Below are 24,055 nucleotides of genomic sequence, written 5' to 3'. Positions count from 1 at the left end.
CCAGCAACAATCAGCCAAGAAACGAGGTATTGGCATCGATCATTTGACACGCTGTTGAGTTCTCAAGATTCACACGCACACCCCACACAACCCACCAACCAGTGAACCGCACAAGGGGCAACTTCTTTATCCTGCCGCTGTCCACTCTTGGGCGTCAAATCCGTGACCCGCTCTCATGAGCGGCCGGACTGCTTGATCGCGCTTGGATCTTCAGCGGCGGAAACCCACCGTAGCAGCGAGGCTGTGCGGCTCCAAATCGTCGGTTCCGTGGTCGTGATGACCAAGAATCCGTCAACGTGGACGAGGGGCTGTCAACCCTGGGGACCGGCCTACTTGGTGCGACCCGGCAAGGGCCGCTACTTGGTGTCCGTTCCTCCCTCTCGGGCTGACAGGAAGAACACTAGAACACGGATCTCTCGCATGCCAAATCGCCCTCCAGGGGGCCCGCGGAGCAAGCACCTGTGGCGAGCGTTTCCACGCCGCGACGAAGGAGGTTCCCTGCGCGAGGTTGTCGCGCCACAGGAGTGTGGACGTGTTCGCAGCGACGTCTCGCGCCACGGTTCCCTCGTTTCCACGGACTGGTGGGTAGGCTTGCGGTTGCACAAGGCCCGGCCCATCCGTGGTGGGTCACCGTCGCGACCAGGAGCACCATGAGCAACGACAGCGCCACCAGCACCCCCGCCGAGCGAGCCGCCCGCCGCGTCGTCGGTCAGCCGGCACCTGGGGAGACGGAGCGGACCGTCGGCCAGCTCGTCGCCGATGCCTCGCACGACCTCTCGGCTCTCGTCCAGAACGAGATCCAGCTTGCCAAGACCGAGATCTCCCGAGGGGTCTCCTTCGGTGGCAAGGGGGTCGCCTTCCTCGGGGTCGCGGCGTTCCTCGCCCTGCTCGGGCTGATCTTCCTCTTCCACACCCTCGCCCAGGTGGTCGCGGTGTGGCTGCCGGTGTGGGCCGGGTACCTGATCGTCACGCTCGTCCTCTTCCTCATTGCGGCAGTGCTCGGGCTCCTCGGCATCAAGGCGGTCAAGAAGGCCAAGGCCAATGCGGTGCCGCAGAAGGCCATCCGCAACGCCCAGGAGTCCATGACGGCGATCAAGCCGGGCCGCTGAATCCTCCCGATGCCGCCACGGCCCTGATCCAAGGACCGTGGGAGCACCGATTCGTATCTGCGAACGGCGCTCGCTTCCACGTCGCATCCATGGGCCGCGGCCCCCTGGTCCTCTTCGTCCACGGCTACCCGCAGTTCTGGTGGTCCTGGCGGCTTCAGTTGCCCGCGGTGGCCGCGGCGGGGTACCGCGCCGTCGCGCTCGACCTGCGCGGATTCGGTGCCAGCGACAAGCCACCGCACGGCCATGACGCCTCGACTGCCTGTGACGACCTCGCCGCGATCGTGCGCAGCCTCGGCGCCGAGCGTGCGGTCTTCGTCGGGCACGGACTCGGAGCGGGGTTCGCCTGGAGCATGCCGAGCCTCCATCCCGACATGACGGCCGCCGTCGCGGCGGTGTCCGCCCCCCACCCGGCAGTCTTCCACCGGGCGATGTGGCGTCATCCCTTCCAGTGGCGCTCCAACAGTTACCTCCGGGCGATGCAGACCCCCTTCGCCCCCGAGCGGCAGGCCATGAGCGTGGCTCGCCGTCTGCGCGCCTGGTCCGGACCGGATCTCGGGTGGCTGACCCCGCAGGTGGTCGACCGGTACACGGAGGCGATGTCCGTCCCCTTCGCCGGACAAGCCGCTGCGGAGTACCACCGGTGGGTCCACCGCTGCCGCTTCACCCCATCGGGAGCCCGATACCTGCACCGGGTCCGCGAGGAGATCTCCGTGCCGGTCCTCCACGTGCACGGAGAGCACGATCCGTCCTCACTACCGATCCTGTCTGCAGAGAGTCGTCGGCACACGAGCGGGCCGCTGCAGGTCAGCCAGATCCCGGACGTCGGTCACTTCGTGCCGGAGGAGGCTCCCGAGCAGATGAGCTCGCTGCTCATCGACTGGCTCGACGCCGTCCAGCACGCGCGCTGAGGTACTGGCGCACGAAGCGCCACGGCAGCCGGCGTTGGGTTGATTCGTCCCACGGTTGCGCCATGCCCGCAGCCTCGAGGAGCACCGTGAGCAGCTGTGCGGTGAAACCCCAGACGAAGAGGTCCGCCACATCGAAGCCCGGCCCGACATAACCCGACGGGCCCTTGACCGTGAACCGGTGGGTCGGGTCGACCAGGTCTGCGACCGAAACCCATTCGACGCGGGCCACCTCTCCCCGGTCAATGACGCGAAGGGGGTGCGGCTCACGCACCCAGCCCAGCACCGGAGTGACCGCGTTGCTGCTCGGCCCGAGCCACAGTTCGGGGAATGATCCCATGACCTCGACGGCGGAGGGGTCGACTCCGACCTCCTCCCACGTCTCCCGCAGCGCTGCCTGGACCGGGGTCTCCCCCGGATCGAGCTTGCCGCCCGGGAAGGAGACCTGGCTGGCATGGCTACGCAACGTCTCCGACCGCTGCGTCAGCACGACGCGCGGGCCGTCCTCGCCCGGTCCGAAGAGCATGAGGACCGCAGAGCGTCGCGGCGGGTCCTCCGGTGGCTCGAAACGGGTGAACCAGTCCGGAAGGTCGGCGTGGAGGTTCGCCGCGCACCTGACCAACCACCCGGGTGGCGGCGACTCGACGTGGTTCATACCCTCTTCGCCTCCGCTCCGGGCGCCAGTTCGTACTTCAGGAGCGCGGCCGCCGCCTCGGGGTCGGTCTCGCCCACCCCGTACGACGGACACCACCGGGCCACGGGGCAGGCGCCGCACGCCGGTCGTCGCGCGTGGCAGGTCCGGCGGCCGTGGAAGATCACGACGTGGCTGAGCATCGTCCACTCCTTGCGCGGGATGAGCCCACCGACCGCGTGCTCGACCTTGACGGGGTCCTCCTCGTCCGTCCACCCCATGCGCCGTGACAACCGGCCGAAGTGCGTGTCGACCGTGATCCCCGGGATACCGAAGGCATTGCCCAGGACCACGTTCGCCGTCTTGCGGCCCACCCCCGGCAACTTCACCAGATCCTTCAGGCGCGGTGGTACCTGCCCGTCGTGGTCCTCCACGAGGGCCGCGCCCAGCTTGAGCACGGAGTTGGTCTTGGCCCGGAAGAAGCCGGTCGGGCGCAGCACCTCCTCCATCTCACTCCGATCGGCCGACGCGAGGTCGGCCGCAGTGGGCCATCGGGAGAACAGAGCAGGAGTGACCCGGTTGACCGTGACATCCGTCGTCTGCGCCGAGAGCACTGTCGCGACGAGCAGCTGCAACGGGTTGTCGAAGTCGAGCTCGCAGTGCGCGTACGGGTACTGCCCGTGCAACGTGCGGTACATGCGGCGAGCTCGACGAGTCAGGGCGAGCGGGGACTCGACGCGATCAGCAGACACCCCCGCAGCCTAGGCCCCACGAGAATCTCTCTCGTGGCACACTGCGCTGTGTGAACCTCGATGTCGTACGCCGCGCCCCGCTCTTCGCGACTCTTGACGACGCCGACGCCGCTGAGGTGATGGCGACGATGACCCCTGTGCGCATGGAGCGCGGGGACGTCCTCTTCAACGAGGGCGACCAGGGTGATCGTCTCTATGTCATCACCGAGGGCAAGATCAAGCTCGGCCGCTCCTCCACGGACGGCCGGGAGAATCTGCTGGCGATCCTCGGCCCGTCCGAGATGTTGGGGGAGCTCAGCCTCTTCGACCCCGGTCCGCGTACGGCCACGGCGACCGCCGTGGCCGAGACGCAGCTCATCGGCCTGGGTCACGAGCAGTTGGTCACCCTCTTGGGGAGCCACTCGCACATCGCAGGCACGCTGCTGGCCGCCTTGGCCCGCCGTCTGCGCCGCACCAACGAGAACCTCGCCGACCTCGTCTTCACGGACGTCCCCGGGCGCGTGGCCAAGGCTCTGCTCGAGCTGAGCCAGCGATTCGGTCGCCCCGTCGAGGAGGGTGTCATGGTCGGCCACGACCTCACCCAGGAGGAGCTCGCCCAGCTCGTCGGCGCCTCCCGGGAGACGGTCAACAAGGCGCTCGCCGACTTCGCCGGGCGTGGCTGGCTGCGCCTCGAGGCCCGGGCCGTGCTGCTCACCGACGTCGAGCGCCTCACCCGCCGCGCGCGCTGACGCATACCACGACACGACGAAGGCCGCGCGCTCCTGGTGAGCACGCGGCCTTCTGTCTGGCGCAGGGGCGCGTTGAAGCGGGCACACGGACGGGGTCGGCACGGCCCAGGCCGGAGTCCGGCCTGTCAAACCTGGTCGACGGAGATGGACACGGTGGGCCGGACTTCGCGCCAAGTGCGTCCCGTCCCTGCGCCCGTGGACCCCGGACCGGCCAATCACTTCGCCCGACGCTCGACGGTCAGGCCTCGAGGTAGGCCATCTGCGCGAGAACGTAGGCCATCTGCGCGAGAACCGACATCTTCGCGGCGGGCCAGACAGACCGATCGACGTCCGCGTAGACCGTCGCCACGACGTCGTCGGCGGTGTGCGCACCATCGGAGAGCGCAGCACGGACCTGGTCGAGGCGCTCGCGCCGGTGCATGCGGTAGAAGTCGACCATCGACGCAGCATCGGGGACCGTCGGTCCGTGGCCGGGAAGGATCGAGGTGACCTCTCCCCCACCGGTGAGCGCCTTGATGCGCTCGAGCGAGTCGAGGTAGGCCGCCAGCTCCCCGTCAGGGTGGGCGACGACCGTGGTCCCGCGCCCGAGGACGGTGTCACCGGTCAGCAGCGCGTTGTCGGACTCGAGCGCGAAGGAGATCGAATCGGCGGTGTGCCCCGGGGTGGTCACGACGCGGATCTCCAGGTCCCCGGCCCGCAGCACATCGCCGTCGGACAGGTCGTCGTGCCCGCGGCCGACCGCCTGGACGGGCGCTCCGGTGAGCCGCGCCAACCGTGGGGCTCCCTCGCTGTGGTCGTAGTGGCCGTGCGTGAGCACGATCCGGCCAACGCGAGCCCCGTGCGCTGCGACGTGGTCGACGACACGCTGCTGGTGCTCAGCCTCGTCCTCACCCGGGTCGATCACGATCGCCTCGGTCCCACCGGGCGACATCAGCACCCAGGTGTTGGTCCCGTCGAGCGTCATGGGGCCGGGGTTGCCCTGGAGGAGGCAGTGGGCGTTCGGGGTGACCTGACCGCCACTCCACTCCCCGAAGGGGGCGGAGGGCTCGGGTGCGATGGCGGGGCTCACGGCAGGCTCGCTCGCACGGCCGGGCCCGCGTCGGAGATGACGAACTCGGGCAGCACCGGCGCGATCGCCAGATCCTGCTCCAGGCCTGCGCGCACCGTGCTCACCTCGGCGAGCTGCTCGAGGCAGACGATCGTCGGGGGCATCAGCATGACCTGACCGTCGGCAAAGGCGTCGAGCAGCGCTTGCGGTCGGGTCCAGCCCGACTGGTCCGCCTCGCTGGTGTCACCGTCTGGGTCCTGCCCGGCAGGGACGGCGGCGACGAAGAACCGGGTGTCATAGCGCCGCGACTCGATGACGGGGGTGATCCAGTGTGCCCGGTAGCGCAGCAGGTCACTTCGCAGGACCAGCTGACGCTCAAGCAGCACCTGACCGAAGCCGACCTCACGGGCCACCAGGGCCCGGCGCAACTCACGCGCATCGTCGAGGTCGAGCTGCGGGGGCCCGTCCTCCGCCTCGACGGGGGAGGCCAGCAGGACGCCGGTCTCCTCGAAGACCTCGCGCACGGCAGCGGCGACGAGCATCCGCGCAGAGGCCTCATCGGTGCCGAGCAGCTCGGCCCACTCCTCCACTGCCGGTCCGGCCCACGGCAGCTCGTCCTCGGCGTCGCGCTGGTCGGCCCCGCCCCCGGGGAAGACGTGCATGGACGCGGCGAACTCCATCTGGGCGACCCGACGGAGCATGAAGACCTCGAGCGGGCCCTCGTCGTCGCGCAGCAACATGACGGTCGACGCCAGCCGCGGCGTGACCGGATCGGCGGGAGCCCGGTTGCCCTGCGCCACCCCGAGCGTCCGCTGGGCGTCGACGTCGACCAGGAAGTCCCGCTGGACCATCAGTCGCGCAGCCTCACGGTCACCTCGACCTCAACCGGCGAGCCGAGAGGGAGCGCGGCGACGCCCACGGCAGACCGGGCGTGCGTGCCCCCTTCGCCGAAGACCTCGCCCAAGAACTCGCTCGCGCCGTTGATGACGCCGGGCTGGCCCGTGAAGTCAGGCGCGCTGGAGACGAAACCGACGACCTTGGTGACCTGCTCGACGCGATCGAGGTCACCGATGGCGGACTTGATCGCCGCGAGCGCGTTGATCGCGCACGTCCTCGCGAGCTCCTTGGCCCGGTCCGGGTCGACCTCGCTGCCGACGTGACCGACCGCGGGCAGCTGCCCGTCGACCATCGGCAGCTGCCCGGAGGTGAGGACGTGGTTGCCGTCCACGAGGGCCGGCACATAGGCGCCCGCCGGAGCTGCCGGCTCGGCAAGCGTGATGGACAGCTCGGCCAGACGGTCGTCGATGCGTCCCATCAGGCGCTCTTGGCTCGCTTGAGGTAGGCCACCAGGTTGGTCCCGTCCGGGCCGGGGACGACCTGGACGAGCTCCCACCCGTCCTCGCCCCACTGGTCGAGGATCTGCTTGGTGGCATGGACGATGAGCGGCACTGTTGCGTACTCCCACTGGGTCATGTGGGCACCCTACTCGTAGGCTGACGAGTGTGAACTCCCCCTCGGACCCCCGTGTGCGACTACATGTCGTCACCGGCAAGGGCGGGACGGGCAAGACGACCGTCGCCGCCGCGATGGCACTGGCCCTGACCGCTCGCGGACAGCGGGTGCTGCTCGCCGAGGTCGAGGGCCGTCAGGGGATCTCCCAGGTGCTCGACGTCGCTCCGCTCGGTTCGAGCGAGCGTCACCTCGTGGGGGATCCGTCCGGCGGGGAGCTCTTCGGGCTGTCCGTGGACGCCAAGAGCGCACTGCTGGAGTACCTGCAGAAGTTCTACAGGCTCGGCCGCGCCGGTTCGGTCCTGGAGAAGGTCGGGGCGGTGGACTTCGCCACGACGATCGCGCCGGGTGTGCGGGACGTGCTGCTCATCGGCAAGATCTACGAGGCCGTCGGCCGGCAGACGAAGGGGGCCCGCAAGCGCCCCGTGTACGACGCCGTGGTCCTCGACGCCCCACCCACCGGACGGATCGGTCGGTTCCTCGCGGTCAACGAGGAGGTCTCGGAGGTGGCCCGGATGGGTCCGATCCACAGCCAGGCCGAGTCGATCACCCGGGTGCTGCAGAGCCCGACCACCTCGGTACACGTCGTCACCCTCCTGGAGGAGATGCCGGTCCAGGAGACGCGGGACGCCATCGCCGAGCTCGGCGGCCTGTCCCTGCGGGTCGGCTCGGTCATCGCCAACGGAGTCCGCCAGCCACTTGTCGCGGACGAGCACGCCGCTGCAGTCGCGCAGGAGGCGCCCGAGGTGCGCGACGCAGTCAGCGAGGCACTCGGCGCTGTCGGCATCAAGGCCGGGCCAGCGATGATCTCCGGCCTGCTCCGCGAGGGCAGGGACCACGTGCTGCGGGCCGAGCTCCAGGTCGAGCAGCGGCAGGTGCTGGGTGACCTGCCGGTGCCCGTGCGCACGCTGCCGCACCTGGCCGACGGCGTGGAGTCGGGGGGCCTGCGGCTGCTTTCCGAGTCCCTCGCCGACCAGGGGGGCGTGTGATGGCTGCCCGCCCCGAGACCGGCCTCGACCTCGACGCAGTCATCGCCGACCCCGCCCGTCGGATCATCGTGTGCTGCGGCTCCGGTGGCGTCGGCAAGACGACGACCGCTGCCGCGCTCGCCGTGCGTGCCGCCGAGCAGGGACGTCGAGTCGTCGTCCTGACCATCGACCCGGCCCGACGGCTGGCCCAGTCCCTCGGACTCGACGAGCTGGACAACACGCCACGCCCCGTGACGGGCCTGGACACCTCGGGTGGTGGCTCGCTGGACGCGATGATGCTCGACATGAAGCGGACCTTCGACGAGGTGGTCGAAGCCCATGCCGCACCGGACAAGGCCGCCCAGATCTTGGCCAACCCCTTCTACATCGCGGTATCCAGCTCTTTCGCCGGGACCCAGGAGTACATGGCGATGGAGAAGCTCGGGCAACTGCGCGGCCAGGTCACGGACGGCTCACGCGACTGGGACCTGATCATCGTCGACACCCCGCCGTCACGGTCGGCTCTGGACTTCCTCGACGCGCCCAAGCGCTTGGGGTCCTTCCTCGACGGACGCTTCATCCGGCTGCTCACTGCGCCGGCAAAGGTGGGAGGCCGCGCCTCCCTTCGCGTCTTCGGTGCCGGCGTCTCTCTGGCGAGCGGGATCATGGCGAAGCTGCTCGGCGGGGAGATGCTGCGCGACGTGCAGACCTTCGTCGCCGCCATGGACACCATGTTCGGAGGCTTCCGCCAACGGGCGGACCAGACCTACGCGCTGCTCGCCCACCCGGAGACGGCCTTCCTCGTCGTCGCCGCACCGGAGCGCGACGCGATGCGTGAGGCCGGCTTCTTCATCGAGCGGCTGGCCAGCGAGCAGATGCCGTTGGCCGGGCTCCTGGTCAACCGGGTACGCGTCACCGCCGCCAAGCAGCTCAGTGCCGGGCGCGCCGAGGACGCCGCCGACCGGCTCCAGGCCCTGGGCGGCCACGCGCTCGCCGTCTCACTGCTGCGGGTGCACGCCGAGGCCGCCGAGAGCGCCGCTCGCCACCGGGCGGTCATCACCCGGTTCCGCACGTCCCACCCCGGCGTGCCGGTGGGCACGGTCCCGGCGCACCCGGTCGACATCCACGACCTCGCCGGGCTGCGTGACATCGGGAAGGCGCTCGCCGGCCGACCGTAACGGCCTGTCGAACCGCCGCGGAGGTTGCCGGATCCGCTCAGGTTCGAGCGCTACCCTTTTGCCCATGTCTGCCTCCCGGATGCCACATCTTGCCCGGCTGCTCGGTGCCTTCGTCGCCGTGGCGGTCGGCATGGGCCTCGTCGGTGCCGGACTCGTCATCCCGTTCGCCGCCGCCTCCGGCAATGCCGCCAAGGCCACTGCGCAGGGGTTCAACAACCTCGATGACGAATTCACGGCCAACCCCCTTGCCCAGCAGTCGAAGATCTTCTCCGCGGACGACAAGCTGCTTGCCACCCCCTACGACGCGAACCGCATCGTCGTACCCCTGAACCAGATCGCGCCGGTGATGCGCAAGGCGCAGCTGGCCATCGAGGACAGCCGCTTCTACGAGCACGGCGGGATCGACATCCGCGGCACCAGCCGCGCCCTCGTGTCGAACCTGACCTCCCAGGCGACGCAGGGTGGATCGTCGATCACCCAGCAATACGTGAAGATGATGCTGGTGGAGCAGGCCGCCCGCAACGACAACCGCGAGGGCGTCGCGGCGGCGACGGAGCAGACGTACGCCCGAAAGCTCCAAGAGCTGAAGTACGCGCTCAACGTCGAGAAGACACACACCAAGAAGCAGATCCTGGGCAGTTACCTGAACCTCGCGTACTACGGCGACCAGGCCTATGGCGTGGAGGCCGCGTCGTTGCACTTCTTCAGCAAGCACGCGAAGGACCTCGAGCTGGCCGAGGCTGCCTCGCTCGCCGGGGTCGTCCAGTCACCCAGCCGCCTCAACCTGCGCACGAACACCAAAGAGGTCCAGGAGCGGCGCGACGTCGTCATCGACCGAATGGTCGAGTTGGGCTGGGCCACTCAGGAGGAGGGCAAGGAGGCCAAGGCCAAGGACCTGGCGGACCTGCTCACCATCCGCCAGAACGAAGGGGGCACCTGCTCCAAGGCGGCCGACCCGTACTTCTGCAACTACGTCATCTCCTACCTGAAGCAGATGCCGGAGCTGGGCCCGAACCCGGACGCTCGCATGCAGACGGTCAACACCGCCGGCCTGAGGATCGAGACGACCCTGCGCCGCGACTGGCAGAAGTCACTCAAGGACGACCTGACGGACAAGGTGCCCAACGGGAACGACAGGTTCGGTGCAGCCGGTGCCGTCGTCGAGCCCGGTACCGGCAAGGTCCGTGCCGTCGCGCAGACCTCCAAGTACAAGGTCGGGATGGAGGAGGCGACGACGCAGTACTCCGAGCAGGCGTGGAGCGTCCCGGCGCAGTACGGCGGGACCAACGGTTTCGCCATCGGGTCGACCGCCAAGATGTACGCGCTCGTCGCGGCCCTGGAGAAGGGTATGCCGATGAGGGCGACGGTCGATGCACCCTCTGCCGGCATCAAGAACCCGCACCACTTCGACCCGGATGACTTCCAGGACGGCTGCAGCACCAGCGCCCCGACGTGGGCCGTATCCAACGACTACCAGGTCGGCGGGACACTGACCCTGGCCGAGATCACCAAGAAGTCCATCAACACCGGCTTCGCCCAGCTCGCGGCCGACATCGGCTCGTGCAAGATCCCGAAGGTCATGGCGAAGATGGGCCTCACCGACGGCTACGGGCTCCCCTACGGCCTGGCTCGCGCCGGCGGCGAGAAGATCAAGGGCAAGTACGCGATCTCCAACCTCGTGCTCGGGTCCGACTCGACGTCACCGCTGCAGCTCGCCTCCTCCTACGCCACCCTCGCCGCGGACGGCAAGTACTGCCCGCCGACACCGATCGAGTCCATCACCCGCGCCGACGGCTCCAAGATGAAGATCAAGCCGCCGAAGTGCAAGCAGGTCATCGACAAGGGCATCGCCCGCGGCGTCACCCAGCTGCTGCGTGGGCCCCTCGAGGCGGGCGGCACCGCAGCGGGGCAGGACCTCGACGGTGGCCGTCAGGCCGCCGGCAAGACGGGGACCACGGACAACCACAAGCAGTCCTGGTTCGCCGGGTACACCCCGCAGCTGTCGACCGCCATCTGGGTCGGCTCCCCGATCACCGAGTACGCAATGGACAACGTCTCCATCGGTGGTCAGTTCTACGGCAGCGTCTTCGGCAGCACCATCGCCGCTCCGGTCTGGAACAACATCATGAACACCGCATCCAAGGGCATGAAGGAGAAGGACTTCAAGAAGCCCGGCAAGAAGATCGTCAAGGGCGACCTGCGGGACATCCCGGATGTCGTGGGCGAGGGCCCCACCCAGGCGAAGGAGGCCCTCGAGGACGCCGGCTTCAAGGCGAAGGAGGGTGGTAGCTACGTCAACAGCAACCAGCAAGCCGGAGCAGTCGCCTACACCGACCCACGGGACGAGGCGCTCAAGGGGTCGACGGTGACCATGTACATCTCCAGCGGGGTTCCGCCGTACACGCCGCCCCCGCCCCCACCGCCGGAGCCGACGACCCAGGCGCCACCCCCACCGCCGTCGACGAGCTCGGCCTCGACCCCGTCGTCGACCTCGTCCGCGAGCGCGACGACCAACGGGAACTCGAACAAGAACGAGGACGAGGACGAGCCCAGCTCGACCGCGTCGTCCTCCGAGGACTGACAGCAGGCGGAAGGGGACTGGTCACCACCACGGCGACCAGTCCCCTTCGCGGCTCCTGCGTCGTGCCTCAGGGCACCGTCTTCGTCCTGCGTCAGACGGGTCAGCCGGCGAGGCGGGTCCTGACCATGGCGGCGACGGCGCCACCCTCTGCGCGGCCGGCGACCGTGGTCTGGACGAGCTTCATCACCTGCCCCATCTGGGCCATGGAGGTCGCACCCACCTCGCCGATCGCCCGGTCGACGATCCCGGCCAGCTCGTCGTCGCCGAGCTGCTCGGGCAGGTATGCCTGCAGGACCTCCAGCTCGGCCTCCTCGCGCGCAGCGAGGTCGGGACGGCCGGCGTCACGATAGGCACTGACCGACTCCTTGCGCTTCTTGGCCTCCTTGACCACGACCTTGAGGGTCTCCGCCTCGCTGAGCTCGTGGGCCTGCGTGCCGGAGACCTCCGCATTGCTGATGCCGGTGAGGACCATCCGCAGGGTGTCCACACGGACTTGCTCGCGGGCTCGCATCGCGGCGTGCAGGTCGGTGCGCAGGATTGCCTTCAAGGAGTCGCTCATGGACCTGATTGTCGCAGGGCCCCACCTCGCCGGAGACGTTTTGGGATGATGCTCGGGTGAGTACTCCTCTGCCCGTCCGCCTCGCGGCCTACGGCGCCACCACCGGCGCGGCCGCCCTGGCCTGGGCCACCCTCGTCGAGCCGCGCGCGTTCGCCCTGCGCCGGTACGCTCTGCCCCTCCTCCCACGGGGCTCACGGCCCCTGCGGGTGCTCCAGATCAGCGACATCCACATGGTTCCGGGTCAGCGGGCCAAGCAGCAGTGGATCCGTTCCCTCACCGCCCTCGAGCCCGACCTCGTGGTCAACACCGGCGACAACCTGAGCCACATGGATGCCGTGCCCGCGGCGCTGGAGGCGATGGCTCCGCTGCTCGAGCGGCCCGGGGTCTTCGTCCTGGGGTCCAACGACTACTACGCGCCGACGCTGAAGAACCCGGCGCGGTACCTCACCCGAGACTATGCCGCCGCGCCGCTCGGGCGCACCACACTGCCGACCGGGGAGCTGCGCGCCGGGATGACTGACCGGGGCTGGGTCGATCTCGACAACGCCCGCACCACGGTGGCGATGGAGGCCGGCCGGATCGACCTCGTCGGCGTGGACGACCCGCACATCGCGCGCGACGACTACGCGTCCGTGAGCGCGCCCGCGGACCCCGATGCCGCCCTGACGATCGGGGTCCTGCACGCGCCCTACCAACGCGTCCTGGATGCCATGACCGCTGACGGAGCCGGACTGCTTCTGGCCGGCCACACCCACGGCGGGCAGCTGTGCGTGCCCGGCTTCGGGGCGATCGTCACCAACTGCGACCTCGACCGCGGTCGGGCGAAGGGAGTCTCCCGCTGGTGGCCGGGCGCGGGCTCCGGTCAGCAACAGCCCTCGGACGCGGCCTGGTTGCACGTCTCCGCCGGGCTGGGCGCTTCGCGATTCGCACCAGTTCGCTTCGCCTGCCGGCCCGAGGCGACCCTGATGACGTTGACGGCATCAGGAGACCCTCGATGAGGGACCACGAGGGCGCAGACCGCCCCCCGATTACGGGTCGAAGCAGTCTCTGGGTTATTCTTCCTTGTCGTTGCCCACCGCGGTGACGACACACCTCGGGGTGTGGCGCAGCTTGGTAGCGCGCGTCGTTCGGGACGACGAGGTCGCAGGTTCAAATCCTGTCACCCCGACCACCTGACACCGGCTCTGGTCCACGGATCGGAGCCGGTGTTCTCGTCTCTGGTCGTCCCGCTCATGAGCTACGTCGGCAGGTGCGGTCTACTGGGAGGACCCGCCCCGAAGGAGATGCCCATGACCCATCGCCCGTGCTTCCACCTGGCCATCCCGGTCGACGACATCGATGCCGCTCGGAAGTTCTACGGCGAGGTCCTCGGGCTCGGGCAGGGTCGTTCGGACACCCTGTGGGTCGACTGGGACTTCTACGGCCACCAACTCGTCACCCACGAGACCCACGACGGCTCGCCCGGTCCGGCGGGGCACAACCGGGTCGATGACCACCAGGTACCGGTCCCCCACTTCGGGCTCGTGCTCGACCACGACGACTTTCACGATCTCGCCGCGAGGTTGAAGGCGGCACAGTTCGAGTTCGTCATCGAGCCCTACGTGCGGTTCGAGGGGCAGCCGGGCGAGCAGTGGACGATGTTCCTGCTCGACCCTGCCGGCAACGCCCTGGAGTTCAAGTCCTTCGCGGACGAGTCCCAGATCTTCGCCACGTGACCTGCACATGAAGCGATCATCCCGGGCAGCGGGGGCATCCGGCTACCTGCTGCGGATGGCCGGACCGGAGCGCACGCCCATCCTGAACCACCAGCTCGCCTGCCTCTTGGCACTCGTGGCCGGCGTCCTCAACTCGGTGGGCTTCGTCGCGGTTGCCTTCTACACCTCGCACATGACCGGCGTCACGGCCCTCATCGCCGACCAGATCGTCGTCGGCGAGTGGTACATCGTCGCGGTTGGCGTGCTGTCCGTGGTCTCCTTCGTCGCTGGTGCGATGACGTGCGCGATCGTCTTCAACTGGGGGCGTCGACGGGAACTACGCAGCCGCTACGCCAACGTTCTGCTCCTCGAGGGCGCCTTGATGCTCGTCTTCGGGCTGCTCGCCGAGGAGCTGACCGGCGATGGCCGCGAGCTGGTCTTCGTGCCGGTCCTGTGCTTCACGATGGGGCTGCAGAACGCCGTCATCACCAAGATCTCCGGCGCCCGGATCCGGACCACCCACGTGACCGGGATGGTCACCGACATCGGGATCGAGCTGGGCAAGCTCTTCTACCGCAACCGACACCCCGAGATGGACCGGGTGCGCGGCAACCGCAGGCAGATCGCACTGCACTGCATGCTCATCTCACTCTTCATCGTGGGCGGCGTCATCGGCGCAACCGGCTATCTGTCCATCGGCTTCGCCATCCTGGTCCCCGGTGCCTTGCTCCTGCTGATCGTCTCCTACCAACCGTTGCTGGCCGACCTCGGCGCCAGGGCGGAAGGCCTTCTCTGACTACGCTGGGCCCATGAGTGACGAGCCCTGCCCCTGCGGCACCGGCCGGGTACTGTCCCAGTGCTGCGGACCGCTGCTGACGACCGAGCGTCTGGCCACAACGGCCGAGGAGCTCATGCGCAGCCGGTACACGGCGCACGTCTTCGGCAATGCGGAGCACCTGTGGCGCACGTGGGACGGCCGCACCCGACCGACGGTGGTCAACCCCGGCGAGGCGCAATGGACTGGCTTGGAGGTCACGGAGGTCGTCGGCGGGGGGCCCGAGGACATGACCGGGACGGTGTCCTTCACCGCCCGACACGTCGGGGGCGAGCTGAACGAGCGCAGCGAATTCACCCGGCGCGCAGGACGCTGGTTCTACACGGAGGGAAGCTGATGACCGAGGTCCGCTACGAGGTCACCGAAGGCATCGCGACGATCACCCTGGCCGCGCCGGAGCGGCGCAATGCTCTGTCGGTGGAGATGTCGCGCGAGCTCATGGACGCTGCTCGCACGGCCGAGTCGGACGCCGGCGTGGGCGCGGTCGTCGTCACCGGGGGCGAGCACTTCTGCGCCGGAGCCGTCCGCTCCGTCCTCACCGAGACCGGCAAGGACCCGGTCGAGGACACCGCATACCGCGACCTCGAGACCGTCTACGCGGCGTTCACGACGATCGGGTCCATCGACGTGCCGACGATCGCGGCGGTGCGGGGCGCGGCTGTGGGAGCGGGACTCAACCTGGCCCTGTCCACCGACCTTCGAGTCGTCTCACGCTCGGCCCGGTTCCTGCCCGGCTTCGCGCAGATCGGCATCCATCCCGGCGGCGGCCACTTGCACCTGCTGCACCGGGTCGCGGGCCGGGAAGCCACGGCTGCCATGGGCCTCTTCGGCGAGGAGGTCGACGGCACCAGTGCCGTCGACCTCGGGATCGCGTGGTCCGCCCACGAGGACGCCGATGTGGAGGACGCGGCCCGGGCGGTAGCTGCCCGTGCCGCGGCCGACCCGGACCTGGCCCGTCGGGTGCTGCGCAGCTTCCGTCGAGAGACCGCTCCCGGCGGCTTGGCGTGGGACGCCGCGGTCGAGGTCGAGCACTCTCCGCAGATGTGGTCCTTGCGCCGCAAGCACGGCGCCTGATTCTGCTTCGGTCAGATCTGGCCGATGGCTCCACGCAGATCGACGAACCAGTCGACGGTCGGGTCGAAGGCGCCACCACCGGCGATGCGGTCCAGTTCGATCGCGCGCAGCTCGTCGCCGCGTTCCACGTCCTGGCCGATGACACCCGAGCCCCCGTCGAGCGCGGTCTCGACCGCCAGGTCGGTGCAGCGGGCAATCAGCTCCCGGTCCCGGGCGTTCGGAGCGGAGGAGCGGGCGAAGTACCCCGACTTCCACACCTTGGCCTTGTGCGCACCGAGCCGCTCGGCGAAGTTCTCCGCGAAGTACGCGCCGGGGTTGACCTCGTCGAGGGCGACGTGGCCGAACGCGTCGCGCGGTACCTGCTGCCCGGAGGCCTCGAGCGAGGCGACGATGTCGTCGACACCGGCACCTTCCGCGATGAAGACATTGACGCACCCGATGGCATCCATGACCTCCCTGAGCCGGTCTCCCTCGGCGTCGAGATCGACAGGCACCTCCGGGACGTAGACCGCGTGCACGTCCCACCGGCGCGGGTCGTTGCCGATACCGGGCACGAACTCGCGCTCGAGCAGCTGCTCGCGGTACCGACGCGCGGTCTCGGCCGTGAGCCAGCCGCTGTGGCGGCCCATGACCTCGTGGACGATGAGCATCCGGGGGTTCGATGAGTGCTCCCCGATGATGTTGCGGGCGAAGACCGCTCCCTGCTCCGCTGCGGTCCACGCCCCCAGGCTCTGCCGGATCGGGACGATGTCGTTGTCGATCGTCTTGGGTAGTCCGATCACCCTCAGATCATGGCCGTGCTCCGCGAGGTGGCGCGCGAGGTCGGCGGCCGTGGTGTTGGTGTCATCGCCGCCGATCGTGTGCAGGACGTCGACGCCATCCTTGACCAGCTGCTCCGCTGCGATGCGAAGGGGGTCCGCCCCCTCGGCCACGAGACCGCGTCGGGCGAGGTCCTGGGCATTGGTCAGCTTGACCCGGGAGTTGCCGAGCGGGGAGCCACCGAAAGAGTGCAGTCGGTCGGCGGTGGCCCGCACCTCGTCGGTGACCTCGATGCTGCGGCCCTCGAGCAGCCCGGCGTAGCCGTCGAGGTAGCCGATGAGACGCGCCTGCGGGGCGCGCCGGGTGTAGCCCTCGATGAGGCCGCCGACCGCGGACGAGAGGCACGGGGCGATGCCCCCGGCCGTCAGCATCGCAACTGTGCGAACGCTCACTCGCTCTCGCAGGGCAACTGGATCGTCTCTGGCGGACGCTCGTAGGGCTCGACCTGCGGGACCTTGGTCTGCGGCTTCAGCCCATCCCACTTGTTGCCGAGGACCAGGTCGAGCGTGGTGCCGCTGCGGTCGTCCTTCTGCATCTGGACGTCCTCGACCTGCTCGGCCAGCCGTTTGGCGGCTCGCTCTCCCTCGGGACCGAAGCGGATGACCCCGACCTCCTTCTCGAGGAAGGACATCTGCGGATCGTTGCCCGTCTTCTTGACCGTGAATTCGCGCTGCTCGAGAGTCTTGCTCACGTCAGCGGCCAGCCCCACGTGCCACGTCGTGTTGTAGACGTTGAGGGCGATCTCCGAGGGAGCCGGCAGCGGCGGGTCGGGCTCGCCGACGAGCTTTTCGAAGCCGTATCCGAGCACGAGCTGGACGCTGTCCCCGGACCGGGCGTCGTTCCACAACTGGGAGCCGGGGATCTGCTTCTGCACCAGCAGGGCGTTCTCCAGGCCCTCGTCACCGAAGTAGATCGTGGCGGGCCCCTCGACATAGACGGAACTGTCCGCGTTCCCGATCGAGGCGACCTTGAAGTCACGCAACTCCAACTCGCGCCCGACCTCGCTCGCCAGACCGGCGGTGTCGGCGCTGTTGAGGAGCTTGATCTTGAAGGACTCGCGCTCAGGTGCCTCAGCGGAGACCGGAGCACACGCCACGGTCTCCTTCATGCCGAGCAGACCGGTGCTGTAGGCCGCAGCGACTGTCGCTGTGCCCAGCACGAGGCCGGGCAGGGTGACGAAGAGGATGAGTCGGCGGCGACGCTGCCGACGGAAGTGCCTGGCTGCGGCACCCTCGAGCTCGTCGAAGCCCACAACGCGATACGACACGGGCCCCTCGTCGTGCGGGTCCGTACCCTGATTCTGATCGGTCATCTACGTCCCTCCCCTGCGTCCATTGTAGGTGATCCCCATCCCCTCATGAGTCACACGAGTCACACAAGCAACACAAGTCCATCGTTCCCGTACCGATACCGATGCCGAGCGACGCACCCTCATTATCGACGTCCGAGCTGGTGAACCGGTTGCACGATGGTCAGGATCCGCTGGCGATACGGTCAGGTCCACTGCGCAGACATGCCCTCACGTCGTTCGTGCCCGATCAACTCCGCGACGGCGAGCATCGCGGTCGCCCCCCTACGGGTGGTGTCTGCGCTGACGAACATGTCGATGTGGTGCCCAGCTCCCTTCGGCTGCCGGATCCGGCCCACGAAGCGCGGGTCGATGCCCACGCTGTCGACCGGCGTGGGCACCTCTCCGGTCCGCTCGTCGAGGTGGACCAGGGACGGTGCGGCCACACATGCCGCTCGGATCTTGTCCGTGGACACCGGTCGCGCGCACCGCGCGTGCAACGCCATCGAGTGCGCCAGGACGACCGGCACCTGGACGAGGGTGACCACGACGGGGACCGTGTCCGCGAGGTCGAGGACCTTGCGCACCTCCTGGTCGACCGCCCGCTCGGCCGAGGTGAAGCCGTCGTCCGTCGGCTGCCCCACCCACGGGATGACGTTGAGCGCCAACGGCGCCGGGAAGGGAGAAGCGACTGGCAGGTCCGACACGGCCCCTCGCACGTCCCCCGGGTGCTGCCCGATCGTCGGCTCGGAGGCGACGGTGTGCAGCTCCTCGCGCAGTCGGGCCACGCCACGGTCGGACGCTGACACCGCAGCGATGAGCCCGGTGACGACGAGATGCTGCAGCTCCCAGCCCTGGTGCAGGACGTGCGCCGCGTCGATGAGTCCCCACGTGACTGGCCCGGGCAGGGCCACGATGCCGCGGGGACGGTGGGCCACCAACTCGGAGTTGATGCCCGGGACGACCAACGGGACGTCGTCATCCCCGCGGTGCGTCGAGCTCGCATCGACGACGACCGCACCGGCGGCAACCGCCCGAGGTGCCCATTCCCTGGTCTGGTCCGACGAGAGGTTGAACAGCGCGACGTCAACACCGCCGAAAGAGTCCTCCCGAAGGGTCTCCACCGGCTGCTCGCGACCGCGCACGGTCAGGGTGCGGGTGGACACCCCCGGCGTGTAGAGCCGGATCTCGCCCCACGAGTCATCCCGCAGGGCGAGCGCAGCGGCAATGGCCTGCGCGAAGCGCCCCGTCGCCCCCACCAGGGCCAGAGTCGGCCCGGTGGTCGGCGACGGGGACGCGGTCACCGCCCGGTGCCCGCGTAGACAACGGCCTCGCCGTCATCGGAGTCCAGGCCGAAGGCCGTGTGCAGCGCTTGGAGCGCGCCGTCGAGCTGGTCGGCGCGCGTGACCACGGAGATGCGGATCTCGGAGGTCGAGATCATCTCGATGTTGATGTCCGCCTCGGCAAGTGCCTTGAAGAAAGTCGCGGAGACACCCGGGTTGGTGCGCATGCCGGCACCGATCAACGACAGCTTGCCGATCTGGTCGTCGTACTGGATCGACTCGAAGCCGACCTCGTCCTTCGTCTCCATCAACGCCTCGACGGCGACCTGCCCGTCTGCCATCGGCAGCGTGAAGGAGATGTCGGTGCGGGCGGTCTCCGACTCGGAGACGTTCTGCACGATCATGTCGATGTTGACCTGGGCGTCGGCCACGGTCCTGAAGATCTGCGCGGCACGGCCCGGCTCGTCCGGCACGCCGACGACGGTGATCTTGGCTTCACTGGCGTCGTGCGCGACGCCGGCGATGATGGGCTCTTCCATGTCCTGGTTTCCTTCGGTCTCGGGGGGCAGGACCCACGTGCCCTCCTTCGGGGAGAAGGACGAACGCACGTGGATGGGCATCTCGGAGCGACGCGCGTACTCCACGCACCGCAGGTGGAGGATCTTGGCGCCACTGGCGGCCATCTCCAGCATCTCGTCGTGGGAGATGCGGTCGATCTTGTGCGCCTTGGAGACGATGCGCGGATCGGCGGTGAAAATTCCGTCGACGTCGGTGTAGATCTCGCACACGTCGGCCTCGAGCGCGGCCGCGAGCGCCACCGCGGTCGTGTCGGAGCCACCTCGGCCGAGGGTCGTGATCTCCTTCGTCCCCTGGCTGACTCCCTGGAACCCGGCGACGATGACGATGTGCTTCTTGCCCAGCGCCTCGGTGATGCGGCCGGGCGTGACGTCGATGATCTTCGCCTTGCCGTGCGAGGTGTCGGTGATGACCCCCGCCTGGCTCCCGGTGAAGGAGCGCACGCTGTGGCCGAGGTCGGCGATGGCCATAGCGACGAGCGCCATCGAGATCCGCTCGCCGGCGGTCAGCAGCATGTCCATCTCGCGTGGTGGAGGAACCGGACTGACCTGCTCGGCGAGATCCAGCAACTCATCGGTGCTGTCACCCATGGCGGAGACGACGACACATACGTCGTTGCCCGCCTTCTTCGTCTCGACGATGCGGTGTGCGACTCGCTTGATGCTCTCGGCATCACCGAGCGAGGAACCGCCGTACTTCTGGACAACCAGACTCAAAGGAGAACTCCGTGATCTGCGGGTCCGGCCCGGGCACGGGCCGGCGCGTCACCCCGAAGGATAACGACCCGGCGGGTCGGGCGCCGCATCCGTCCACCAGACCGTTACCATCCGAGACCCGCGTGGACGCTCAGCAGGCAGGCCCCAGGCCCGGTCGTGAGGCTGGTCACCCACCACGCGAGGGGCCGACCGGCCATCGGGTCAGGAGTGCAGCGCGTCGAACTCGGCCTCACCGACGATGTCATCGTCGGCGTCCAGCCGCAGGTGCGCGAGCAGCGTCTGCAGCACCCGCACGGCCATCGCCGCGCGGTCGCCCCAGTCGGCGAGGTAGCTGTACTGCCACCACCACAGCGCCTCTGTCGTCCGTCCGGCCCCGTGATGGGCCAGCCCGTGCGTGAGCGCGCCGGCGATGATCGCCAGGTCATTGCTCAACGAGCCGGTCGTCGGCTCCGGCGAGGTGACCGGGTCGGCGACGTCGCCGTACTCGTCGACCTCGGACAGCAACTGGGCCAGTCCGGTACGCAAAGGGTCGAGGTCGGTGTCGGGGCCCGCGTCGTCCTCGAAGCGCTGCTCGAGCACGATGTCGTTGATCGCTCCGAGCCGGGCGCCCACGAGCTGGATCTGGCTCGTCGTGAGCAGCAGGAGCGGGATGGCGCTCTCGGGAGCGGCACCCGAGGCGATCTCGGCGACGGTGGCCAGCCAAGCGCTCGCCTCCGCGGCGCACTCGTCGGCCAGCAGGGTGGTCTCGTCAGGCATCGAGCAACTTCCTCCCTTCGAACGCGCGACCGAGGGTCACCTCGTCGGCGTACTCGAGGTCACCGCCCACGGGCAGCCCGGAGGCCAGACGGGTGACCTTGATCCCGAAGGGAGAGAGCAGCCGGGCCGTGTAGGACGCGGTGGCCTCCCCCTCGAGGTTCGGGTCGGTCGCGATGATCACCTCGGCGACGCTGCCGTCGGACAGCCGCGACATCAGCTCGGTGAACCGCAGGTCGTCCGGGCCCACACCGTCCATCGGGGAGATCGCCCCGCCGAGGACGTGGTAGCGGCCGCGGAACTCGCGGGTGCGCTCGATCGCGATGACGTCCTTGGGCTCCTCGACCACACAGATGGCGCTGGGATCCCGACGGGTGTCGGCACAGATGCGGCACTGCGGGCCCTCGGCGACGTTGCCGCACGTCTCGCAGAAGGAGACCTTGTCCTTGACCTCGCTGAGGGTCTGGACCAGCCGTTGGACGTCCTGCGGGTCGGCCTGCAGGAGGTGGAAGGCGATCCTCTGGGCACTCTTGGGACCGACCCCGGGCAGTCGGCCGAGCTCGTCGATCAGGTCCTGGACCACACCTTCATACACGTCTCGACTCTACGCCCCACCGGTGACCACGCGGGTCATCGCGGAGCCGTGGGCGGGTTCACTCCTCACGGATGACGGTCCCGCCGAGGATCCGCTCGACGACCGCCGGTCCGGCGGCACCGGCATCGACGATGTCCTCGTCGTCGTCGCTGACGGACGCGTCGTCCGGCTCGCGTGGTGGCTGCGGCTCCGGGACGGATGGCGAACGGGAGCCGGCCGTCTGCTCGATCCCACTCGCCGCGTCCGTCCTGTCGGCCGTGGCCCACGAGGGAGGGGACGAGGCCGCTGCTGGGGCCGAACCCCAGTCCGCGCCGGTCGGGCCCGGAGCCGAGGCCGGGACGCCCACGTCACTCGCCGGGGGCGAGGTCCGTGCGCCACCGGGAGCTGCGGGGGCACCCCCTTCGCCGGAGGCAGGGGTCGCGGGCACGGCCTGCGGCGGTGGCGAGTACGTCGCCTGGGCTCCGCCACCGGCCGGTGGTTGGCCGCTCTGCTCGTAGTGGGGCACACCCTCGACGCGGGCATCGACACCGAGGGCGTCGATCAGGGCCTGACGGACCACCTCGGCGTGGGAGCCGTTGCGGAAGGCGTTGGCCAGCCCGGTCGTCGCGATCCCGAGGACGAGCCGCTGCCCGTCGTAGGAGAGCACCTGCGCGTGCTCGGACAGGAAGGTCCACGTCGCCCGACGCATCTGGTAAATCCGCCCGAGGACGTCCGGCCAGGCCCGACGCAAGGCCTCGACATCGATGTGGCTGCTTGACGCGTCCGGGGCCGCTTCGGCGGCTGCGGGCTGCTCCGGTCCAGGGGCTGCGGCTGCCGGCGTCCGGGCCGCCGGGGACGGCCCTCGGGGCGGTTCCGGGGATGGCTGGTGGGCTGGCCCTCGGGCTGCTGCGGGGTCTCCTTGTGCCTGACCCGGGCGGTCTGCGGGCTGCTCACTCCGGTCCGGCGCCGATGCCTCCGTCACGGCTGCGGATCGCGCCGGCTCAGGTGTCGACTGCACAGCGGGCTCGTGCGGGGTGGATGCGCGCGCCGGCGCCGCAGGCGCTGCCTGCTGCGGGACGGACGCGGGCCGCTGGCGCGCAGTGGCTTGAGGCGGGGCGGCGCCCCCTCTCGAGGCTCCTTCGTCGCGCCTCAGGACACCGCCTTCGCCCGTGGGCACTCCCCCGACGTCGAGGCGACGCTCGAGACGGTCCAGGCGGGCCGCGTGGCCGGACTCTCCGGCCGCGGCCGGGAGGAGCACTCGAGCGGCGATGATCTCCAGCTGGACCCGCGGCGAGGTGGCCCCGGTCATCTCCGTCAGGCCGGCGTTGATGATGTCGGCGGCACGGGAGAGCGACGCGGGGCCGAAGACGCCGGACTGCTGACGCATCCGCTCGATCTGGTCACCGGGCAGTCCCCGCAGGATCGCCGCGGCGCCCTCGGGTGCGGCCGCGATGACGATGAGGTCGCGGAAGCGCTCGAGCAGGTCCTCGACGAAACGGCGCGGGTCCAGGCCGGTCTCGATGACCGAGTCGATGACGGTGAAGACGCCTCCGGCATCACCGGCACCGAAGGCCGTGACCGCACGGTCGAGCAACTCGTCGTCGGTAAACCCCAGGAGCGAGGCGGCTCCCTCGTAGGTCAGGCCGCGCTCGTCGCTACCGGAGATGAGCTGGTCGAGGACGGACAGCGAATCTCGGACCGACCCACCTCCGGCCCGGACGACGAAGGAGAGCACGCCGGGCTCCAGGGCCACGTCCTCGGCCGCGCAGAGCTGCTCCATGTAGTCCTGCAGTCGTGCTGGCGGGACGAGACGGAAGGGGTAGTGGTGGGTGCGCGATCGGATCGTGCCGATGACCTTCTCCGGCTCGGTCGTCGCGAAGACGAACTTCACGTGCTCCGGCGGCTCCTCGACGATCTTCAGCAGGGCGTTGAAACCCTGCGGCGTGACCATGTGCGCCTCGTCGATGATGTAGATCTTGTAGCGGCTCTGCGCCGGACCGAAGGAGGCCCGCTCGCGCAGGTCACGCGCATCGTCGACGCCACCGTGGCTGGCCGCGTCGATCTCGATGACGTCGACGGAGCCGGCACCCCCACGGGCCAGCGCCACGCACGAGTCGCACTCGCCGCACGGCGTGGGGGTCGGCCCCTGCTCGCAGTTGAGGCAGCGGGCGAGGATGCGCGCGCTCGTGGTCTTGCCGCAGCCGCGCGGGCCGGAGAAGAGGTAGGCGTGGTTGACCCGCCCGGAGCGCAGCGCCTGCATCAGCGGCTCGGTGACGTGCTCCTGGCCGATGACGTCGGCGAAGGTCTCTGGCCGGTAGCGGCGGTACAGGGCGGTGCTCACGGCACGACCCTACTTGCGGTCCCCGACAGCCGGCCCCTTGAGCCGGGGCCGGCTGTGGACGGCCAGGTCAGGGACGAAGGGAGTCGGTCGCCTCGGTGACCTTCCTCAGCTGGGCGAGCAGGTTGCGCATCTCG

Annotated in this window: 25 protein-coding genes and 1 tRNA gene; 12 read left to right on the top strand and 14 right to left on the bottom strand. The window is 69.4% G+C overall.

The window, feature by feature from the left end:
* Positions 1 to 650: 650 nt before the first annotated feature.
* Positions 651 to 1,109, top strand: a complete 459-nt coding sequence (locus BJY20_RS10630) for a phage holin family protein (protein ID WP_185991498.1) — start codon at positions 651 to 653, stop codon at positions 1,107 to 1,109.
* 89 nt (positions 1,110 to 1,198) lie between these two features.
* Complete coding sequence (locus tag BJY20_RS10625) at positions 1,199 to 2,017, top strand: alpha/beta fold hydrolase (protein ID WP_185991497.1); 819 nt, start codon at positions 1,199 to 1,201, stop codon at positions 2,015 to 2,017.
* Here BJY20_RS10625 and BJY20_RS10620 read toward each other — a convergent pair.
* Positions 1,980 to 2,669: an NUDIX hydrolase gene (locus BJY20_RS10620; RefSeq protein ID WP_185991496.1), complete on the bottom strand. Its 690-nt coding sequence runs from the start codon at positions 2,667 to 2,669 to the stop codon at positions 1,980 to 1,982. The two genes, BJY20_RS10625 and BJY20_RS10620, sit on opposite strands and share 38 nt — an antisense overlap.
* Positions 2,666 to 3,343 (bottom strand): endonuclease III, encoded by a 678-nt coding sequence (gene nth, locus BJY20_RS10615; RefSeq protein ID WP_185992570.1) that lies wholly within the window; start codon positions 3,341 to 3,343, stop codon positions 2,666 to 2,668. Before nth ends, BJY20_RS10620 begins: the two co-directional genes overlap by 4 nt.
* Before the next feature lie 104 nt (positions 3,344 to 3,447).
* Between nth and BJY20_RS10610 the strand changes: the two genes are divergently transcribed.
* The gene (locus BJY20_RS10610) at positions 3,448 to 4,125 is read left to right on the top strand and encodes a cyclic nucleotide-binding domain-containing protein (RefSeq protein ID WP_185991495.1); all 678 of its coding nucleotides are present in this window, start codon (positions 3,448 to 3,450) and stop codon (positions 4,123 to 4,125) included.
* 238 nt (positions 4,126 to 4,363) lie between these two features.
* Here the strand turns inward: BJY20_RS10610 and BJY20_RS10605 are convergent, their stop codons facing one another.
* The 4 genes from BJY20_RS10605 to sp36 are packed head-to-tail and all read right to left on the bottom strand — an operon-like array spanning position 4,364 to position 6,646.
* Positions 4,364 to 5,194: an MBL fold metallo-hydrolase gene (locus tag BJY20_RS10605; RefSeq protein WP_343062855.1), complete on the bottom strand. Its 831-nt coding sequence runs from the start codon at positions 5,192 to 5,194 to the stop codon at positions 4,364 to 4,366.
* On the bottom strand, positions 5,191 to 6,024 hold the full coding sequence (locus BJY20_RS10600; RefSeq protein WP_185991494.1) for an NUDIX hydrolase: 834 nt from the start codon (positions 6,022 to 6,024) through the stop codon (positions 5,191 to 5,193). The genes BJY20_RS10605 and BJY20_RS10600 overlap by 4 nt, the downstream gene beginning before the upstream one ends.
* The gene (locus BJY20_RS10595; RefSeq protein WP_185991493.1) at positions 6,024 to 6,488 is read right to left on the bottom strand and encodes a RidA family protein; all 465 of its coding nucleotides are present in this window, start codon (positions 6,486 to 6,488) and stop codon (positions 6,024 to 6,026) included. Before BJY20_RS10595 ends, BJY20_RS10600 begins: the two co-directional genes overlap by 1 nt.
* Positions 6,488 to 6,646: a Sp36 family protein gene (gene sp36, locus BJY20_RS10590; protein WP_185991492.1), complete on the bottom strand. Its 159-nt coding sequence runs from the start codon at positions 6,644 to 6,646 to the stop codon at positions 6,488 to 6,490. The genes BJY20_RS10595 and sp36 overlap by 1 nt, the downstream gene beginning before the upstream one ends.
* A gap of 29 nt (positions 6,647 to 6,675) precedes the next feature.
* On the opposite strand from sp36, the gene bagA reads away from it, so the two are divergent.
* The 3 genes from bagA (at position 6,676) to BJY20_RS10575 (ending at position 11,409) form a co-directional block, all read left to right on the top strand.
* Positions 6,676 to 7,671 (top strand): ATPase BagA, encoded by a 996-nt coding sequence (gene bagA / locus BJY20_RS10585; RefSeq protein ID WP_343062854.1) that lies wholly within the window; start codon positions 6,676 to 6,678, stop codon positions 7,669 to 7,671.
* The gene (gene bagB / locus BJY20_RS10580; RefSeq protein WP_185991491.1) at positions 7,671 to 8,828 is read left to right on the top strand and encodes an ArsA family ATPase; all 1,158 of its coding nucleotides are present in this window, start codon (positions 7,671 to 7,673) and stop codon (positions 8,826 to 8,828) included. Before bagA ends, bagB begins: the two co-directional genes overlap by 1 nt.
* A gap of 64 nt (positions 8,829 to 8,892) precedes the next feature.
* Positions 8,893 to 11,409 carry a penicillin-binding protein gene (locus BJY20_RS10575; protein ID WP_185991490.1) on the top strand — a complete coding sequence of 839 codons (2,517 nt, stop codon included), beginning with the start codon at positions 8,893 to 8,895 and terminating at the stop codon, positions 11,407 to 11,409.
* A gap of 100 nt (positions 11,410 to 11,509) precedes the next feature.
* Here BJY20_RS10575 and BJY20_RS10570 read toward each other — a convergent pair whose 3' ends face one another.
* Positions 11,510 to 11,968: a GatB/YqeY domain-containing protein gene (locus BJY20_RS10570; protein WP_185991489.1), complete on the bottom strand. Its 459-nt coding sequence runs from the start codon at positions 11,966 to 11,968 to the stop codon at positions 11,510 to 11,512.
* A 56-nt stretch (positions 11,969 to 12,024) separates the two neighbouring features.
* On the opposite strand from BJY20_RS10570, the gene BJY20_RS10565 reads away from it, so the two are divergent.
* From BJY20_RS10565 to BJY20_RS10540, 6 genes are all read left to right on the top strand, one after another.
* Complete coding sequence (locus tag BJY20_RS10565) at positions 12,025 to 12,966, top strand: metallophosphoesterase (RefSeq protein WP_343062853.1); 942 nt, start codon at positions 12,025 to 12,027, stop codon at positions 12,964 to 12,966.
* 96 nt (positions 12,967 to 13,062) lie between these two features.
* Positions 13,063 to 13,139 (top strand) — tRNA-Pro (locus BJY20_RS10560).
* 118 nt (positions 13,140 to 13,257) lie between these two features.
* Positions 13,258 to 13,683: a VOC family protein gene (locus BJY20_RS10555; protein ID WP_185991488.1), complete on the top strand. Its 426-nt coding sequence runs from the start codon at positions 13,258 to 13,260 to the stop codon at positions 13,681 to 13,683.
* Positions 13,684 to 13,690: 7 nt separating this feature from the next.
* Complete coding sequence (locus BJY20_RS10550) at positions 13,691 to 14,458, top strand: YoaK family protein (RefSeq protein ID WP_185991487.1); 768 nt, start codon at positions 13,691 to 13,693, stop codon at positions 14,456 to 14,458.
* A 13-nt stretch (positions 14,459 to 14,471) separates the two neighbouring features.
* The gene (locus BJY20_RS10545; protein ID WP_185991486.1) at positions 14,472 to 14,834 is read left to right on the top strand and encodes a YchJ family protein; all 363 of its coding nucleotides are present in this window, start codon (positions 14,472 to 14,474) and stop codon (positions 14,832 to 14,834) included.
* Positions 14,834 to 15,571, top strand: coding sequence for an enoyl-CoA hydratase-related protein (locus tag BJY20_RS10540; RefSeq protein WP_185991485.1), 738 nt, complete (start codon positions 14,834 to 14,836; stop codon positions 15,569 to 15,571). Before BJY20_RS10545 ends, BJY20_RS10540 begins: the two co-directional genes overlap by 1 nt.
* Positions 15,572 to 15,582: 11 nt before the next feature.
* Here BJY20_RS10540 and BJY20_RS10535 read toward each other — a convergent pair whose 3' ends face one another.
* The 7 genes from BJY20_RS10535 to BJY20_RS10505 form a co-directional block, all read right to left on the bottom strand.
* Positions 15,583 to 16,782 carry a pyrophosphate--fructose-6-phosphate 1-phosphotransferase gene (locus tag BJY20_RS10535; protein WP_185991484.1) on the bottom strand — a complete coding sequence of 400 codons (1,200 nt, stop codon included), beginning with the start codon at positions 16,780 to 16,782 and terminating at the stop codon, positions 15,583 to 15,585.
* Entirely contained in the window at positions 16,779 to 17,657 is an 879-nt protein-coding gene (locus BJY20_RS10530; protein ID WP_185991483.1) for a LytR C-terminal domain-containing protein, read from the bottom strand. Before BJY20_RS10530 ends, BJY20_RS10535 begins: the two co-directional genes overlap by 4 nt.
* Positions 17,658 to 17,884: 227 nt before the next feature.
* On the bottom strand, positions 17,885 to 18,982 hold the full coding sequence (locus BJY20_RS10525) for an aspartate-semialdehyde dehydrogenase (RefSeq protein ID WP_185991482.1): 1,098 nt from the start codon (positions 18,980 to 18,982) through the stop codon (positions 17,885 to 17,887).
* Positions 18,979 to 20,253 carry an aspartate kinase gene (locus BJY20_RS10520; protein WP_185991481.1) on the bottom strand — a complete coding sequence of 425 codons (1,275 nt, stop codon included), beginning with the start codon at positions 20,251 to 20,253 and terminating at the stop codon, positions 18,979 to 18,981. Before BJY20_RS10520 ends, BJY20_RS10525 begins: the two co-directional genes overlap by 4 nt.
* A gap of 201 nt (positions 20,254 to 20,454) precedes the next feature.
* Complete coding sequence (locus tag BJY20_RS10515; protein WP_185991480.1) at positions 20,455 to 21,009, bottom strand: DUF5063 domain-containing protein; 555 nt, start codon at positions 21,007 to 21,009, stop codon at positions 20,455 to 20,457.
* Complete coding sequence (gene recR / locus BJY20_RS10510; protein ID WP_185991479.1) at positions 21,002 to 21,601, bottom strand: recombination mediator RecR; 600 nt, start codon at positions 21,599 to 21,601, stop codon at positions 21,002 to 21,004. Before recR ends, BJY20_RS10515 begins: the two co-directional genes overlap by 8 nt.
* Before the next feature lie 58 nt (positions 21,602 to 21,659).
* Positions 21,660 to 23,921: a DNA polymerase III subunit gamma and tau gene (locus tag BJY20_RS10505; protein ID WP_185991478.1), complete on the bottom strand. Its 2,262-nt coding sequence runs from the start codon at positions 23,919 to 23,921 to the stop codon at positions 21,660 to 21,662.
* Between the last annotated feature and the right edge of the window lie 134 nt (positions 23,922 to 24,055).

Origin of the sequence: Janibacter cremeus (genome assembly GCF_013409205.1) — a bacterium.
Taxonomy (GTDB): Bacteria; Actinomycetota; Actinomycetes; order Actinomycetales; family Dermatophilaceae; genus Janibacter; species Janibacter cremeus.
Note: the sequence above shows the minus strand (reverse complement) of the source record. Positions and strands in the feature narration are given on the sequence as shown.

What these genes read in the sequence shown, in the direction of transcription:
- BJY20_RS10630 (WP_185991498.1), top strand. Translation starts at nt 651, where the DNA reads ATGAGCAACGACAGCGCCACCAGCACCCCCGCCGAGCGAGCCGCCCGC.
- BJY20_RS10515 (WP_185991480.1), bottom strand. Translation starts at nt 21,009, where the DNA reads ATGCCTGACGAGACCACCCTGCTGGCCGACGAGTGCGCCGCGGAGGCG.
- BJY20_RS10570 (WP_185991489.1), bottom strand. Translation starts at nt 11,968, where the DNA reads ATGAGCGACTCCTTGAAGGCAATCCTGCGCACCGACCTGCACGCCGCG.
- BJY20_RS10575 (WP_185991490.1), top strand. Translation starts at nt 8,893, where the DNA reads ATGTCTGCCTCCCGGATGCCACATCTTGCCCGGCTGCTCGGTGCCTTC.
- BJY20_RS10625 (WP_185991497.1), top strand. Translation starts at nt 1,199, where the DNA reads ATGGGCCGCGGCCCCCTGGTCCTCTTCGTCCACGGCTACCCGCAGTTC.
- BJY20_RS10540 (WP_185991485.1), top strand. Translation starts at nt 14,834, where the DNA reads ATGACCGAGGTCCGCTACGAGGTCACCGAAGGCATCGCGACGATCACC.
- BJY20_RS10555 (WP_185991488.1), top strand. Translation starts at nt 13,258, where the DNA reads ATGACCCATCGCCCGTGCTTCCACCTGGCCATCCCGGTCGACGACATC.
- BJY20_RS10595 (WP_185991493.1), bottom strand. Translation starts at nt 6,488, where the DNA reads ATGGGACGCATCGACGACCGTCTGGCCGAGCTGTCCATCACGCTTGCC.
- BJY20_RS10600 (WP_185991494.1), bottom strand. Translation starts at nt 6,024, where the DNA reads ATGGTCCAGCGGGACTTCCTGGTCGACGTCGACGCCCAGCGGACGCTC.
- BJY20_RS10545 (WP_185991486.1), top strand. Translation starts at nt 14,472, where the DNA reads ATGAGTGACGAGCCCTGCCCCTGCGGCACCGGCCGGGTACTGTCCCAG.
- nth (WP_185992570.1), bottom strand. Translation starts at nt 3,343, where the DNA reads ATGTACCGCACGTTGCACGGGCAGTACCCGTACGCGCACTGCGAGCTC.
- bagB (WP_185991491.1), top strand. Translation starts at nt 7,671, where the DNA reads ATGGCTGCCCGCCCCGAGACCGGCCTCGACCTCGACGCAGTCATCGCC.
- BJY20_RS10620 (WP_185991496.1), bottom strand. Translation starts at nt 2,669, where the DNA reads ATGAACCACGTCGAGTCGCCGCCACCCGGGTGGTTGGTCAGGTGCGCG.
- BJY20_RS10550 (WP_185991487.1), top strand. Translation starts at nt 13,691, where the DNA reads ATGAAGCGATCATCCCGGGCAGCGGGGGCATCCGGCTACCTGCTGCGG.
- sp36 (WP_185991492.1), bottom strand. Translation starts at nt 6,646, where the DNA reads ATGACCCAGTGGGAGTACGCAACAGTGCCGCTCATCGTCCATGCCACC.